Annotated in this window: 17 protein-coding genes and 2 pseudogenes; 10 read left to right on the forward strand and 9 right to left on the reverse strand. The window is 43.1% G+C overall.

Features of this window, described 5'->3' with window-relative positions; all coding sequences use genetic code 11:
* Nucleotides 1-13: 13 nt before the first annotated feature.
* From AC0L6V_RS03965 to AC0L6V_RS03985, 5 genes are read left to right on the forward strand one after another with little or no spacing between them, the layout of a single operon-like run.
* Entirely contained in the window at nt 14-2,254 is a 2,241-nt protein-coding gene (locus AC0L6V_RS03965; protein ID WP_418138779.1) for a YhdP family phospholipid transporter, read from the forward strand.
* A complete protein-coding gene (locus tag AC0L6V_RS03970) occupies nt 2,203-2,874 on the forward strand; it encodes a YhdP family protein (protein WP_265217554.1) in 672 nt (223 codons plus the stop codon). Before AC0L6V_RS03965 ends, AC0L6V_RS03970 begins: the two co-directional genes overlap by 52 nt.
* 4 nt (nt 2,875-2,878) lie before the next feature.
* The gene (locus AC0L6V_RS03975) at nt 2,879-3,838 is read left to right on the forward strand and encodes a YhdP family protein (RefSeq protein ID WP_418138780.1); all 960 of its coding nucleotides are present in this window, start codon (nt 2,879-2,881) and stop codon (nt 3,836-3,838) included.
* Nucleotides 3,838-4,296, forward strand: a complete 459-nt coding sequence (locus tag AC0L6V_RS03980; RefSeq protein WP_418138781.1) for a nitrilase-related carbon-nitrogen hydrolase — start codon at nt 3,838-3,840, stop codon at nt 4,294-4,296. Before AC0L6V_RS03975 ends, AC0L6V_RS03980 begins: the two co-directional genes overlap by 1 nt.
* On the forward strand, nt 4,256-4,675 hold the full coding sequence (locus AC0L6V_RS03985) for a nitrilase-related carbon-nitrogen hydrolase (protein ID WP_418138782.1): 420 nt from the start codon (nt 4,256-4,258) through the stop codon (nt 4,673-4,675). The genes AC0L6V_RS03980 and AC0L6V_RS03985 overlap by 41 nt, the downstream gene beginning before the upstream one ends.
* 91 nt (nt 4,676-4,766) lie before the next feature.
* On the opposite strand, the gene yjgA is transcribed toward AC0L6V_RS03985, so the two are convergent.
* From yjgA to AC0L6V_RS04030, 9 genes and pseudogenes are all read right to left on the reverse strand, one after another.
* Nucleotides 4,767-5,303, reverse strand: a complete 537-nt coding sequence (yjgA, locus tag AC0L6V_RS03990) for a ribosome biogenesis factor YjgA (protein WP_265217557.1) — start codon at nt 5,301-5,303, stop codon at nt 4,767-4,769.
* Between the two features lie 6 nt (nt 5,304-5,309).
* Nucleotides 5,310-6,662, reverse strand: a complete 1,353-nt coding sequence (mgtE, locus tag AC0L6V_RS03995; RefSeq protein ID WP_265217558.1) for a magnesium transporter — start codon at nt 6,660-6,662, stop codon at nt 5,310-5,312.
* 9 nt (nt 6,663-6,671) lie between these two features.
* A complete protein-coding gene (locus tag AC0L6V_RS04000; protein WP_265217559.1) occupies nt 6,672-6,941 on the reverse strand; it encodes an HPr family phosphocarrier protein in 270 nt (89 codons plus the stop codon).
* A gap of 9 nt (nt 6,942-6,950) precedes the next feature.
* Complete coding sequence (gene ptsN / locus AC0L6V_RS04005; protein WP_265217560.1) at nt 6,951-7,400, reverse strand: PTS IIA-like nitrogen regulatory protein PtsN; 450 nt, start codon at nt 7,398-7,400, stop codon at nt 6,951-6,953.
* 17 nt (nt 7,401-7,417) lie between these two features.
* Nucleotides 7,418-8,892 (reverse strand): annotated as a pseudogene (locus AC0L6V_RS04010) (RNA polymerase factor sigma-54).
* Nucleotides 8,893-8,967: 75 nt separating this feature from the next.
* Nucleotides 8,968-9,693 carry an LPS export ABC transporter ATP-binding protein gene (gene lptB, locus AC0L6V_RS04015; RefSeq protein ID WP_265217561.1) on the reverse strand — a complete coding sequence of 242 codons (726 nt, stop codon included), beginning with the start codon at nt 9,691-9,693 and terminating at the stop codon, nt 8,968-8,970.
* Complete coding sequence (gene lptA / locus AC0L6V_RS04020) at nt 9,694-10,203, reverse strand: lipopolysaccharide transport periplasmic protein LptA (protein ID WP_265217562.1); 510 nt, start codon at nt 10,201-10,203, stop codon at nt 9,694-9,696.
* On the reverse strand, nt 10,187-10,672 hold the full coding sequence (gene lptC / locus AC0L6V_RS04025) for an LPS export ABC transporter periplasmic protein LptC (RefSeq protein ID WP_265217563.1): 486 nt from the start codon (nt 10,670-10,672) through the stop codon (nt 10,187-10,189). Before lptC ends, lptA begins: the two co-directional genes overlap by 17 nt.
* 92 nt (nt 10,673-10,764) lie before the next feature.
* Nucleotides 10,765-11,745, reverse strand: a complete 981-nt coding sequence (locus AC0L6V_RS04030; protein ID WP_265217565.1) for a calcium/sodium antiporter — start codon at nt 11,743-11,745, stop codon at nt 10,765-10,767.
* Nucleotides 11,746-11,954: 209 nt separating this feature from the next.
* Here AC0L6V_RS04030 and AC0L6V_RS04035 point away from each other — a divergent pair, with 209 nt between their 5' ends.
* The 5 genes and pseudogenes from AC0L6V_RS04035 (at nt 11,955) to AC0L6V_RS04055 (ending at nt 15,058) form a co-directional block, all read left to right on the forward strand.
* Entirely contained in the window at nt 11,955-12,743 is a 789-nt protein-coding gene (locus AC0L6V_RS04035; RefSeq protein WP_418138783.1) for an ABC transporter ATP-binding protein, read from the forward strand.
* A pseudogene (gene mlaE, locus AC0L6V_RS04040) lies at nt 12,740-13,521 on the forward strand (lipid asymmetry maintenance ABC transporter permease subunit MlaE). The gene AC0L6V_RS04035 and the pseudogene mlaE overlap by 4 nt, the downstream one beginning before the upstream one ends.
* A gap of 1 nt (nt 13,522) precedes the next feature.
* Entirely contained in the window at nt 13,523-13,987 is a 465-nt protein-coding gene (gene mlaD / locus AC0L6V_RS04045; protein ID WP_111606032.1) for an outer membrane lipid asymmetry maintenance protein MlaD, read from the forward strand.
* Nucleotides 13,988-14,090: 103 nt separating this feature from the next.
* A complete protein-coding gene (locus AC0L6V_RS04050) occupies nt 14,091-14,609 on the forward strand; it encodes an MlaC/ttg2D family ABC transporter substrate-binding protein (RefSeq protein WP_265217567.1) in 519 nt (172 codons plus the stop codon).
* Nucleotides 14,610-14,821: 212 nt separating this feature from the next.
* A complete protein-coding gene (locus tag AC0L6V_RS04055) occupies nt 14,822-15,058 on the forward strand; it encodes a BolA family protein (protein ID WP_111606030.1) in 237 nt (78 codons plus the stop codon).
* The last annotated feature ends 4 nt before the right edge of the window (nt 15,059-15,062 follow it).

The following is a 15,062-nucleotide window of genomic DNA, read 5'->3' on the forward strand; positions in this document are numbered from 1 at the left end:
AAAAGGTCTTAATATGCGTTGGCTATTGCGTAAACTGATCTTGGTGTTTTTTTGGGGTGGGGTGGCTTTTATAGCCCTGCTTGCGGTATTTGCTGTTAGCGTTGAGAGATTGCTTCCCTATTTAGATCATTATCGGCCTCAAATAGAGCGTAACCTTCAGCAAATCACAGGGTACCCCGTTTCTTTAGAGCAAATAGATGGGCGTTTAGAGGGGATTGATCCGACCGTTTCTGTGAGTGGCTTTGATTTGTTTGTCAATGGGCAGCCTGCCATTACGATAGATGAAATGCGTGTTCGCTTGGACATTGTCCAGACCATTTTGAGTTTGAGTCCTCAGTTTACCTATATTCGATTTGTGCGTCCCTCTATTCTGTTGCAAGAAAGTGAGGGGCAGTGGCGCTTAAATGGTGCGATGCCATCTCGTGACATGCAAAATGATGTTGGGGTTGAGCGAGTGTTAGATTATCTTGCCGCGCAGCGTAATTTTTCTGTTTTCGATGCAAAACTCCATATTACTAGTGAGCAGCTGGGTGAGCATTCTGTCAAAATTCCTCATGTGTATCTTTTTAAACAAGCTTTTAAATCGTTATTGAGCGCTAATTTTTATCTGGATGACAATTTATCACCATTTCAGATGAGTGCGCGTATCGATGAGACTCGTAGTTTGTTGGGTAATTACCGAGTAAAGGCCTTTCTCCGAGCACCTCAAGTTACATTGCCGTTGCAAAACATGTTACCAGCGGAGGCGTATTCATTGTCGTCTGTTGAGCTTGGGGGCGATGTTTGGCTAGATGTGCTGATTGGTAAAGAGCTTGAGGTCCGCGCGGAGTCTGTTCAGCTTAACGTCGCATTTGATGATGGTCAGCAATACAAAATCACCCCTTCTCTTCGCCTTCATTACTCTTTAACGCAGCCTAGCCTTCGTGTGGATGCGCATAATATGTTGGTTGTAGATCAAGATGGGCGATCTTACCCTTCAACCGATATGGCTTTCGATTGGTCTTCTGTGACTGATCGGTCAAACCTAGCGTTTAACCAGGTCGATATTGCTTTGGCGCAACAGATTTCTAGGTATTTTTTGCCTGAAAAATCGGATGCTGCTCAAATATTAGCGGGGTTGAATCCTACTGGATTGGCTCAGAATGGTTCTGTTCGTTTGTGGCGTGAAAACGATGATTTGGCTTTTCAATTTTTAAGTAATTTGCGTTCAGCCTCTGTGCAAAGTTATAACGGTATCCCTAAAGCAAGCAATATTAATGCTGTTTTTAGTTTGTCTGAGGATAGTGGTTATATTGATTTTCGTGGACGTAACAGTGATATCGCTTTTGATACGCTGTATGAGGAGTCTTGGTCTGCTGATTTTTTATCGGGTTATGTCAGTTGGCAAAAAGTTTCAGATGCTTTTTTGATAAGTGGTCGAGACTTACTGGTTCAGCGTAATAATGCGGATATTCAAGGAGGGTTTAGATTAGAGATTCGTGAAGCAGAGCCTGATTGGATAGCGTTGGATTTGCATGGTCGCAATTTGTCTGTTGCCGATCGTTTAACTTATCTTCCGCCAACGGCGCTTAGTCCAGATGTGATGACTTGGATAAAAGAAGCATTTACAGATACTGGTAAAGTAGAGACTGTAGATGTTTTGGTGCAAAGTGAGTTGTCGGATGGGGCTGTGCCTCATGTTCGAGTTCAGTTGGCGGTAAGTGATGCTAGCGTAACATTTGATCCTAATTGGCCGACAGCAAACAAAGTGAATGGCTTTTTTGAGTTTGATGGGGCGGGTGTAAGCGTCGAAGTCGCATCGGGTTATATGCTGGATTTGCCGATTAGTAATTTGTTATTGACGGTTCCTATCTCAAAGGGCTCTGCAGATTGGTTAAACCTTAAAGGTGAGGTCAGTGACAGCGCTCCATTGATTTTAGCGATGCTGAAGGCTACTCCTCTGGCTGATTCTGTATTACAGCCTTTTTCGAATTGGCAGTTAGAGGGGAATGTGGCGGGACGTTTCGATATTGCTGTTCCATTCAAAGAGGGAGTTGATCCTAAGGTGCAATTGAGTTTGGATTTTAAGGACAATCCTTTGCTTATTAGCGATATTGATCTTTCCACACGGGTTAAATTAGGGCGTTTGAATTACAGTTCCGATCTTGGTGTAACGGGTTCTGAATTTGATGTAGAAGCGTTAGGGGGAGGTCGCATCTTTCCTTGTCATCTGAAGCAACGCCAAGTGGTGGACTCGCAGTTAATGGTGATATAGCAGGCAATGTGGATATTAAAAAAGTCGCTGCTTGGCATAAATTGCCTGTTGCCTTGAGTAACAAAGTATCAGGCAACGCCGCCTACTCTGGTGCGCTATCTGTCAATAAATCTCAAGATGGGCAGGTTGATTTAACCATTAACAGTAATTTACAGGGTATAAAAATAGATTTGCCTGAACCGATTGGTAAAAAAATTGGGGAGGCTGAGTCTTTGCAACTTAAGGTGATGCAGCACGAAAAAGATTTGGTTGTTGATGTTGATTACTCTACCTTAGTAGAAGCAAGGCTGTTGTTGCAAAACGGTAATGAATTCGTTGGTGGGGAGGTGCTGTTAAATGCAAATCAAAATCAGGCTTTGAGCTCGCAGATCCCAAAAGGCCTAGTGTTGTCTGGTGGTGTTGACCGCTTTTATGTTAAAGATTGGCAGTCTTTGTTTAGTGATTTGTCAGCAGAATCAGCACCGTCTGTCGAGACGGTTGATATCCCTGAGATTCCTAAGTGGTTGAGTAGGGTTGATTTGATTGTGGACGATGTCATTGTTGACGACAATAACACATGGCATAACTTCAAGATTGCCTATGATGTTGCGACAAATAGGTCACTTTTTGTGAGCCTCTGACGAGATGAATTTTTCTTTGCTGGATGATAATGGGACACCTAATTTGCATTTTGGTTTTTTAAGTTGGAATACGGCAACTTCTGATTCTAATGCTTCGGTAGCGAAGGGAGCACCTATATCGGCAAAGCAAATTCCTAATATGATGCTGTCGATTGATCAGTTGTATTTGAATGAAAGCCCTTATGGTGATTGGCAGTTGGCTATTTCTCGCAATGGAGATGTTGTACGTATTGATCCTATCTCCTCACAATTGCAGACAGGTGACTTCAAAGGTAGTCTGATATGGCAAGACAAAGGTAAAGATTCTCGTGTTGAATTAGTCATTGCGGCGAATGGTGCCGATTTGGCTGAATTGACAAGAAAATTTTCCAACGAGGCTATTGTGTCTTCGAAAAAATACAGTATTGATGTTGGTTTGAATTGGGATGGTCATCCTTTCTACTTTGATCGTAAGTCGGTTTCTGGGCGTATTGCTTTTTCGGCTGAGAATGGAAATTTCAGTAAAGTAGATGAGTTGCCAGCGTTTCTTAAAGCGTTAGGTATCTTTAATATTGGAGCGTTAAGTCGACGTCTGCTGTTAGATTTTTCCGATGTGTATGAACCTGGTTTGACTTATGACCAGTTTAAAGGAACACTTTCCTTAGAAAGAGGGCTTCTTAAAACCACTTCACCGATCTCGATTGTCTCACCTACGGCAGAATTATCTATAGAGGGAGAGGCTGATATTGTTAATGAAACCTTGAACGAAAGGCTTACGGCTACTTTTCCGATATCCGGAACCTTGCCTTTGGCTGGTTTATTATGGGGGACACCACAATTAGCGGGTTTGTTATTTATAACGGACAAACTCATAGGTGACCAACTTTCAAAGGTGACCAGTGTGCAATATAAGGTAGAAGGCTCTTTTAATGATCCGGTGATGACTCCGATTCGTTATCGCCCCCTAGAGAAAAAAGCAAAATAATGACTACTACCTTAACTGTTGCTGCTATTCAGCTAACCAGTACCAATTGTTGGCAAGACAACTTGAATCAGGTGAAGCAGCTAGTGGCGGCAGCAGTAAATGATGGTGCTCGTCTTGTTGTGCTGCCTGAAAATGTTTTCTTGTTTAATGGTAAAGGAATGCGGGATTTAGCCGAATCACCTGATCAAGCAGCATTATTTGAAGAGATGCGTGGCCTGGCAATAAAGCATGCTATTTATCTTGTTGTTGGTTCCCATCCATCCTTACTAAGGCCAAATGGTGACAAAGTGAGTGATCGACGAGTCCGGCAAACCTGTTGGGTGATTCGTCCAGACGGTTGCTTACTGGAACGTTATGACAAGATTCATTTATTTGATGTGACAGTCAATGATAAGGCGGCGTCCTATAAAGAATCCGATGTCATTGAGCTCCGGAGAGCTTGCTTTAAAAGTGGTTGAAGTGGATGGTTTCAAAGTGGGTTTGAGTATCTGCTACGATTTGCGCTTTCCTGAGCTTTATCGGGCGCTGGTTACATTGGGTGCGGAGATATTGCTGGTTCCAGCGGCATTTACTTATGTTACTGGCAAGGCGCATTGGAGTATTTTATTGGCTGCGAGGGCCATAGAGAATCAGTGTTATGTTCTGGGTGTAGGGCAGTGTGGTTGGCATAATGAGACGCGACAAACTTATGGAAACAGTGCACTGTATTCCCCTTGGGGGGAGTGTTTAGCCAATTTGGGTGAAGCGCCGGGTTATTTTGTTTTTGCTGTAGACAAACAGCAGATTAGCGAAAGTAGACAAAAAATGCCTTGTTTCTCTCATCGAAGGCTGATCTAAGTTAAAATAACTGGCTAAAGTAAAAAGCCCCATTTTCCAAGCCTTCATTGTAGGCCTGGATATTGGGGCTTTTTACTATCTTTGTGCGACCTTACTCTTTTAGACCAAGGCGTTTTTCTTCTGTTTCTCGCAAGAAGCGGAAAAGTTTTTTGCGGTTTGAGGTGTTGCCTTCTTGCGAAACTTCTTTTTGAGACTGGCGGATTAACTGTCTTAGTAATTGGATGTCTTCAATTTGAGGGTTTTCCTCTAAATACTCTGACAATGCTTCTTTGCTGTTTTCCCCAATAAGTAGATCTCTACGAATTTCAAGCTGATGAAACAGCTTATTGTAAGCAGCAGAAGTGGAGTCGAACATTGCTACACGGTGCGCAATGGCTTCGTGGTCTTCCGTGCGCATAATTTTACCAATGTACTGTAAGTGTCTTCTCATGGCCTCATGTTGCTTTATTCTGCCTGCTTCGACAAAGGCTTCGCGTAATGTGTCAGACATTTCCACTTTTTTAAGCTGATTTTTGCTAAGGCCTAATAATTTTTTTCCAAGATCTTGCAGGGCTTCCATTTCACGCTTGATCTGGGTTTTGCTCTTAGGAATGTCGTCGTCGTTTTCAAATTGATCAAAGTCTGTCATGGGAACCTATATTAGAAAAATAGTAGCAAGACCAAGGAAGGATAAAAATCCCACCACATCGGTCACGGTAGTCAAAATTACGCTGCCAGCTAGGGCTGGATCTATGCCTATTCTTTTTAACAAAATCGGCAGAAGTGTACCAGTGGCTGCTGCAAATAGCAGGTTTATTACGATAGCGCCCGCTATGATATAGGCAATCTTGATGTTGTCAAACCAAAGCGCAGTCAGGATGGCAATAACGGTAGACCACAGTAAGCCGTTGAGTAGGCCTACGATCAGTTCTCTATTCAGTAGCCAGCGCGTATTTGTTGCGCCAATTTGGTTTAGGGCAATCCCGCGAATCACCAAGGTAAGTACCTGGGAGCCTGCAATACCGCCCATGCTAGCGACTATTGGCATTAGAATGGCTAGCGCAACGACTTGGTCAAGCGTGGCTTGAAACAGCCCAATGACGTAAGAAGCAATAAACGCAGTGATGAGATTGATGCCTAGCCAGACTGCTCGCCGTTTTGTGGTTTTCATAATCGGTGAGAAGGTGTCTTCATCGTCATCAAGGCCTGCCATGCTTAGCATAGAGTGCTCAGCTTCATCCCGAATGACATCCACAACATCATCGATGGTGATGCGCCCCAAAAGTTTTTTGGTATTGCTATCAATAACAGGGGCTGAGACTAGGTCCATTTTTTCAAACAGTTGTGCTACTTCACTGGCGGGCGTTTCAGCTACGATGACAGTAAACTCTGTTTCCATAATGTCACGTATTGTGGCATTGAGGTCAGAGACCAATAGTTTGGTCAAAGGTAAGGTGCCAAGCAATCGATCAGATCGACTGACAACCAGTAAGCTGTCAGTCATGTCCGGTAGGGAGGCGTGTCTGCGTAAGTATCGAAAAGCGATATCCACGGTTATATTGGGACGGATAGTGATTGTGTCCGTATTCATTAAGCCACCGGCAGAGTCTTCCGAATAGCTTAATAATCCTTCGACTCTCGTCCTGTCTTGTATTGACATGGACGCGAGAACTTCTTTTACAATTTTTTCTGGTAAGTGTTGCAGTAAGTCTGCAAGGTCATCACTTTCAAAATGCTCGGATACTGCGATAAGTCGCTCTGTATCCATGTTTTTCATGAACTGTATGCCAATATCTTCGCTTAGATACTGTAATACTTCGCCTTCGTTTTTTGCTTCGACTAATTCCCACAAAAGCTTACGTTCTTTTGGTGGGGAGGACTCTAATAGCCTTGCCACATCTTGTGCGGGTAATGCGCCATTAAGCAAATAACGAATCTGCATGGTCTCACCCGATTCGAGAGATTCGGTTACTGTTTGCAGATGATTAAGCGTATTTTGTTCTGACATAGAAGAGTGTTACTCGTCTTCACCAAAGCGGTTATTAATCAGTTCAACAATGGCTTTAACGGCGTCGCTTTCATCTTCACCATTGGCTTTTATACGAATTTCTGTTCCTTTCCCTGCAGCTAGCATCATCATGGCCATAATGCTTTTTCCGTCAACATTTCGGCCATCTTTTTCTATGGTGATATCACACGAGAAACGAGTAGTCGTTTCAATCAGCTTGCCTGCAGCACGAGCATGCAGGCCAAGCTTATTGATAATGGTAATGGACTCTTCCTGCATGTACTTTTCCTATATTAATGAATCGAAGATAGTGAATAGGTCTTGATTAGTTTTTGCTGTGCGTAGTTTGTCTAATGATTCTGGTGACTGAGCTAACTCTGCGATTTGAGCTAAAGTCGCAAGGTGTTGATCGCACTCGTGAGGTGGAACAATAAGGGCAAATATAAGATCCACCGCTCTCTTATCTATAGAATCAAAGTCGATAGGTGTGTCTAGAGACATAACGACGATGGCGGTATGGTTTGCTGACTCTAGTCGACAATGAGGGATGGCAATGCCATTGCCTATTCCTGTGCTACCGAGTTTTTCACGGCCCAGCAGCGCGTCATATACCGCTTCGTTATCGCAGTGTAAGCGATTTGAAGCGACTTCAGCGATACTTTCAAGGACGCGCTTTTTACTAACAATATCTTGTTTTGCGAGAACGAGTTCCGCTTTTAATAATGATTTCAAGGACATGATAAAATGTTTTCCGTTTAGATCAGTCGTTTGCGTTCATTGGAGGGAGGGATATTCATCGCCTCACGGTATTTGGCAACAGTCCGTCTTGCGACTTGGATGCCTTGTTCGGCCAAAATAGCCGCTAGTTTATTGTCACTCAGTGGTTTTTTGGCTGGTTCGTCTGCCACTAGCTTTTTAATCATAGCTCGTATGGCTGTAGAAGAACATTCCCCGCCCGCGGCTGTGTTTACGTGGCTTGAGAAAAAATACTTGAGGCTCAAAAATGCCTTTAGGGGTATGCATATATTTCTGCGTTGTCACCCTTGATATTGTGGATTCGTGCATGCCTACTTCTTCAGCAACATCATGAAGAACCATAGGTTTCATGGCTTCCTCACCGAGCTCAAAAAAATCGATTTGTCGACTGACAATACAGCTTGCTACTTTAAGAAGCGTCTCATTTCGGCTTTGCAGGCTTTTCATAAACCACTTAGCTTCTTGAAGCGACGTTTTAATGTAAGTTGCGTCTTCTGCTGTCGCAGCGGTGCTTGCCATAGCCGAGTAGGTTTCGTTGATTTTTATTGGTGGTAGCGCTTCATTATTCAACTCTACCTGCCAAACGTCATGACGCTTTTTCACCGATACGTCAGGAATAACATAATCAGTGTCATCCGCATCTATGACAGAGCCAGGGCGAGGGTTGAGTTGCTGTATAAGATCGATAACCTCTTTTAGGGCTTCATCTTTTAACTTAGTCTTACGGCTTAGTTGTGCAAAGTCTCGATTGCCTAACAAGGGTAAATAGTGATCAATAATGTTGTGGGTGCTTTTATAAAGTGGGTGGTTACTAAATGCCTCAAGTTGCACTAATAAACAATCACGCAAGTCAATTGAGCAAACACCAACAGGGTCAAAGCGCTGCAATCTATGCTGCACAGCAATGACTTCTTCTATGTCTAGATCTTCTAGTTCAGCGGCCAGTGATTCGCATATTTCATCTGGAGATATGCTTAAATAACCATCAGGCTGCACGCATTCAATGATGGCATAGGCAATCTCTATGTCTCTATCAGACATATGAGTCAGGTTTAATTGCCATATTAAATGATCTTGGATGCTTTCTGCAGGCGCATTGCGACTTTCGAAGTCGCCATCACCTTCATAGTTATTATGGTCGCTAACAGCAGCGGAACTCTGGTAGGTGTCATCCCAATTACTGTCGATTGACAGTTCTTCAGGGATGCTTTCAGTCCATTCTGACTCTACGCGAGCTTCTTCACTATTGTGATCTACTGTTTGGTCGGTTGCACTTTTTGCTTCAATGCTGGCCGGAATGTCGATGTGCATTTGCTCATCATCGTCGAGCCTCAAGAAGTGGATTAGACTCAAGAAATTCGTGTATTTCTTGTTTTAAATCCAACGTAGAAAGCTGCAGCAAGCGAATGGCCTGTTGCAGTTGCGGTGTCATGGTCAGCTGTTGACCGAGCTTTAATTGTAAAGACTGCTTCATAGAGCAACTCTTTCAGTTTGAGTGAATTGGAACGAGTTATGCATACTACTCCCTTTCTACAGCAATGATAAGGGGTTACAGGCGGAAGTCGTCGCCTAAATAAACCTTTTTTACCTGCTCATTATTGATAACAGTGTTGGCATCGCCTGACGCGATGATATAACCATTACCAACAATATACGCTTTATCACAAATATCTAAGGTCTCTCTGACGTTGTGATCGGTGATTAATACACCAATTCCGCTTTCTTGAAGGTGTTTAATGATCAGTTTAATGTCGCCAACTGAAATGGGATCGACGCCTGCGAACGGTTCATCAAGGAGGATGAATTTGGGGTTCATGGCAAGCGCTCTGGCTATCTCAACTCGGCGTCTTTCTCCACCAGATAGTGCCATGCCAAGATTGGTGCGTATATGATTGATATGGAATTCTTCTAATAGTTCCTCAAGTCTTTCCCATTGTTGGGCTTTGTTTAGCTCTTTGCGAGTTTCTAAAATAGCCAGAATGTTGTCTTCCACAGACATTTTTCTGAAAATTGAGGCTTCTTGTGGAAGGTAGCCAATGCCTTTTTGTGCACGTGTGTGCATAGCATCGTGAGTGATATCTTGACCATCGATAAAAATACCACCTGCATCATTGGCTACCATGCCAACAATCATATAAAAGCAAGTGGTCTTTCCCGCACCATTTGGCCCTAGTAGGCCTACTGCTTCACCAGATTCGACGGCAATAGACACATCCTTTACTACTTGCCGTTTTTTATAGCTTTTTGCTAAGTGTTTTGCTTCTAGTAATGCCATCTATTTCTTCGCCTCAGGTGCTTGTGGTTGCAAAGTCATATTGACGCGCCCAGAATCTTTTTTCTCAGCACTGAACGTGCCGTCATTGATCATGTACAGAATGTAATCCGCCGTAATAGAGTTTTGCATGCGGCTTAGGTAACCATCACCGATGATCTCTAGTTTTGATTCACTGGTCAAATAATGGATTTTAGCGCCTTTGCTGATGACGATATTACCACTCCAGTCAATTTGTTGGCTGAATTTGGCCGGCTTGCCTATTGCTTCTAAACTACTGAACTTTCTTGTATTTACGTTGGTCGAGACTTTGAGATATTGCGCTTGAATTTCAATAGTGCCTTGTTTAACAAACACGTTACCTTTGTAAATAGCTTCACCAGTAGTTTGGTTAAAAGAAGCCTCGTCAGCTTGGATTTCTAGGGGTTTATTTACGTCGTCAGGCAATGCGTAAGCGTGTTGGGCTATCATGACTGAGGTGATCAATAAGCCAATATTAGCGATTTGTTTCATATTTTCCTCTTACCGATCCTGTCATAACGACTTCTTCTGAATTGATGTAAGTAGTAATTTTGCCAGCAGAAGTGTCGCCTTGAGAAGAGATCAGGGTTGCATTCCCATAACTGGTTAATGATTGATCTTTGTCTAGGTAATGCACATTGTCTGCGCTAAGCTTTATGTCTTCAGATTGAAGATATTTTTTGGTAGCTCGAGCATTATCTGTTAATAGAATATCATTACTTCCATCTTCAATAACCCCTTTATCTGCTTTTGCGCTCCAAGAGCCTGACGCAGATTGACGTTCAACGCTGGGTTTTTCTAATAGCGTCCTGGACTTTGCTATGTAATGAAGCGTTTGTTCGGCATCTAAGGTTTCAATTAGATTGCCCTTATTGTCAAACTCTCTCACTTTCACTTCCGTAATGAAATAATCAGGCGAGCTTCTCAGAGAGTCTGTTTCAACCAGGTTTTGTGTCGGCATCGTCCCATACCAGAAGGTGAGAGCGAACAAAATGAGCGCAGCTCCACTTAAAAAGAGATTTCGTGCCGAAATGAATTTTGTCAAAAAAAACATTACACCGAGCCGTTTGTGCTAATGATAAACAAATACACACCATATGACGCGACAAGGGGTAACCCTATCCAACGTGGAATACTGTTGTTTTTGCTTTTTTTGAAGACAAAGATAGCGATGGCAAGGGCGGCGGTTAGACCAAGAACCCAAGGGTAGTCTCGGCTAATAACGCTGGCGTCTACGAGTCCTGGTGCAATGAGCGCAGGCAATGGCAATACTGTGGCCAAGTTGAAAATATTTGAGCCAATAATATTACCAATGGCGATATCGTGATGGCCTTTTCTAACACTGCTTACAGAGGCTGCCAGTTCAGGTAGGCTCGTGCCTACAGCAACGATGGTGAGACCAATGACTAGTTCACTAACACCAAGAGCGGTCGCAATTCCTATTGCTCCCCACACCAGTAACTTAGAGCTACCAATGAGCACGGCTAGCCCGACTAGTGCGATAAGGAGAGATTTTCCCACAGGTGCGCCATCGTCTTCAGGTAATTCGCCTGCCAGTTCACTTTCAAGATCTTTATTACCCTTTAACAAAATAGTTAATATAACAACAAAGGCGGCCAGCAAAATGATACCGTCCCATAAATCGAGAGTTTGATCATAAAGCAAAGCCCCTGTAAGCAGTGTAATTGCTAGTACAAGGGGAACTTCTTTCTTAGCGAGGCCTTTTGCTATAGGGACGGCAGAGAACAAAAGAGTGATGCCAAAGACCAATGCAATGTTGGCGATGTTTGACCCTAGTACGTTACCGACTGCGATTTCTGGAGCGTTATCTAATGCTGCTATGGCTGAGACGACCATTTCTGGTGCCGATGTGCCAAATGCAACAAGTGTGATCCCTATGACCATGGGGTTGACATTCAATTTTTCGGCCACTAACGCAGAGTGTTCGATGAATTTATCCGAACTCATGATTAATAAAACGAGTCCTGCGATGAGGGCAACAGAGAATAGCAGCATGGTATTGAAATTACTCATAGATTTTAGGAGTTACCATTTAATGAGGTTTGACGTTCGAATTCAAGACTTGATCTAACAAACAAGGTGCATTTGATGGCGCCATGATTTTATTTATTGGAGTGCAGTGATAGTATCAGACGATATTTTACAGTGATAAAGGTGTGTCAGTGGTAGATGCTTATATAAGGGTCAATGATCTGAGTTTTTTAGGGGAGATCGTGCAATTTATGAAAACGTCTCCCTTACGATACCTAAAGGAAAAATCACAGCTGTCATGGGGACTCAGTGGAACGGGAAAAACCACCTTGTTGCGTTTGATTGCGGCACAGTTGGCACCAAATACAGGCACTATTTTTGTAGATGGTCAAAATATACACGCTTTGTCTCGTTCTGAGCTTTACAAAGTGCGTAAAAAAATGGGGATGTTATTTCAGAGTGGTGCATTGTTTACCGACATGTCTGTGGCTGAAAATGTGGCTTTTCCCATGGAGGAGCATACGAAGCTGAGCGTGAAAGAGATTGCGGCTATTGTTTCCGATAAGCTGCACAGCGTTGGTCTTCGGGGCGCTGCGAAAATGATGCCGGCAGAATTGTCGGGAGGTATGGCTAGACGTGTTGCATTGGCCAGAGCGATTGCATTAGATCCAGAGCTGGTTATGTATGATGAGCCATTTACAGGACAAGATCCAATATCCAAAGGGGTCTTGGTGAAGTTAATTCGCCAGCTTAATGATTCCGCGAAGATTACCTCTGTTTTGGTTTCACATGACGTAAAAGAGTCACTTTCCATTGCTGACCATGTGTGTATTTTGGCTGGTGGGCGTGTGATTGCCGAAGGTTCCGCTGATGAAATTCGTGCTTCTGAAGATCCTCAAGTGCGTCAGTTTCTAAATGGTGAGCCGGATGGGCCTGTGCCATTTCATTATCCAGAAGATAATAATGTTGACGATATTGGTGAGAACGACAGCCTTATATCTGTTGCTAGTAAGTCTAATAAAGATGGAGCGGTACAGTGAAAGCGATTATTTCTTTGGGGGCGTGGCTTTTTAATTGGCTTGAAGCTGTCGGACGCGCTGGCATTTTTTGGTGCAAAGTGTTTGTCGTTTACCTGTTCGGTTTGGCGAGTCCGTTAATCTGCTTGTGAAACAACTTTATTCAGTTGGTGTGTTGTCCCTCGTGATTATTCTTGTTTCGGGGGCGTTTATTGGTATGGTGCTGTCACTGCAAGGTTACAGTATTTTAGCCAAATTTGGCTCTGAAGAGGCGGTGGGGCAGTTGTTGGCCTTGTCACTATTACGAGAGCTTTCACCTGTTGTGACAGCGCTTTTGTTTGCTGGTCGGGCTGGCTCCTCTTTGACCGCTGAGATTGGCTTAATGAAAGCCACTGAACAGTTATCCAGTTATGAAATGATGGGAGTTGACCCGCTTCGGCGAGTGATTGCGCCACGATTTATTGCTGGTGTTATTTGTTTGCCATTGTTGAGTTTGATTTTTTCTGCTTCTGGGATTCTGGGTGGGCAGTTGGTTTCAGTTGGTTGGTTAGGTGTTTATGATGGCGCGTTTTGGTCATCAATGCAGCAATCCGTGCATTTTGACACTGATATCATGAATGGTGTGATTAAGGCGGTGTGTTTTGCTGTCGTTGTGACTTGGATCGCAGTTTATCAGGGGTATGAATGTGTGCCTACTTCTGAGGGGATTGGTAAAGCGACCACTCGTACTGTGGTTCTAAGTTCATTGGCTATTTTGGCGTTAGATTTTGTATTGACCGCTGCTATGTTTGGAGATTTTTAGGATGAGAAGTAAGCGAGCTGAGTTATTGGTTGGGTGTTTTATTGTGCTGGGTGTTGCTGCCCTTGTCTATTTGGCAGTGCAAGTGAGTGGTTTGGCTTTTTCCAGTAAGAAAGACACTTATCAAGTGGTTGCGAGATTTGATGACATTGCTGGCTTAACAAGTCGAGCGAAAGTATCTATATCCGGTGTAACGGTGGGCAGTGTTGAGTCCATTACGTTTGATAAAGATTTGTATATGGCGTTGGTGACGATGAATATCCATTCTGATGTTAATAATATTCCCACGGATAGTTCAATTGCAGTATTAACCAGCGGTTTGTTGGGTGAGAAGTATCTGGGGATATCGATTGGTGCGGACGATGAAATGCTGAAAAATGGCAGTGAAATATACGATACGCAATCTGCACTTGTTTTGGAAACCTTGATTAGTCAGTTTTTGTTTAAAGCTGGTGACTCGGAGAAGTAAGATATGTCTAGAATTTTGATGAGTTTTTTGCTTGCTTTTACCATGCTGAGTCTCAAGTTTAGTCTGGTCTAATGTGGATGGTGCAAGGGATGCCGTTATTAATGTGGTGGATGCTTTTCGTAAGGATATTGTCGCTGAAAAAACTGTTTTAGCTTCAAATCCCGCTCTGCTTGAGCAGCGTGTCAACGCTATTCTTGAAGATGTTGTGGATTTTGATGATTTTTCAAAGAAAGTAATGGGAAAGTATTATCGCAGGGCGACGGCTGAGCAAAGAGTTCGTTTTGCTACTGTCACTAAAGATACCTTATTGAAAACGTATGGTGCCTCTCTTCTTGAGCTTGATGCAAATCGTATCAATGTTTTGCCACTGGGTCCTCAAGGTCAAGGGCGTGAAACGAAAGTCGATGTGGATTTCCAAATGGAAGCTGGTGGTATGTTGAATATTAGTTTCTATATGGAGCAGTCCAAGGCGAATAAATGGATGCTTAGTAATGTCGTTATTAATAATATTAATTTTGGTTTAACTTTTCGCAAGCAGTTTGCGGTGATGATGGAACAAAATAGAAACGATATTGATGCGGCTATTTCTGCTTGGCGTGACTCTTTGGCGAAAAAGTCTTAACGATTATCGTTGTTTGTTTTTTGTTCTCTAAGGATCCGAATTCATTATATGAGTTCGGATTTTTTTGGTTTTTTTGTCTGGTATTGTCAGTCTGGATTAAAATCTTGGAAAACAAGTGGTTTTTTATTCAGAGTTAGGCATCTGGGTGTTAAGTAGTTGGCTGTACTCATGTAGAATAGTGCGATCAAGTATCTTTATCTATTGGAGCGACTGTGAACGCAGGTGAAGTTAAAGCACTTTTAGAATCCTCTATTCCTAACTGTGAAGTGGTTGCAGAAGGGGAAGGTTGTAATTTCCAAGTGGTTGTAGTGACAAGTGAATTTGAGGGCCTGTCAACAGTGAAGAGGCAGCAGCTTGTATACTCACACCTTCAAAAGGCTATATCCAGTGGCGCCATTCATGCCGTTACAATGAAAACCTATACGCCAGAACAAATAAGCAAGCTATAAATGC

The organism is Marinomonas sp. G8-14 (assembly GCF_055808935.1).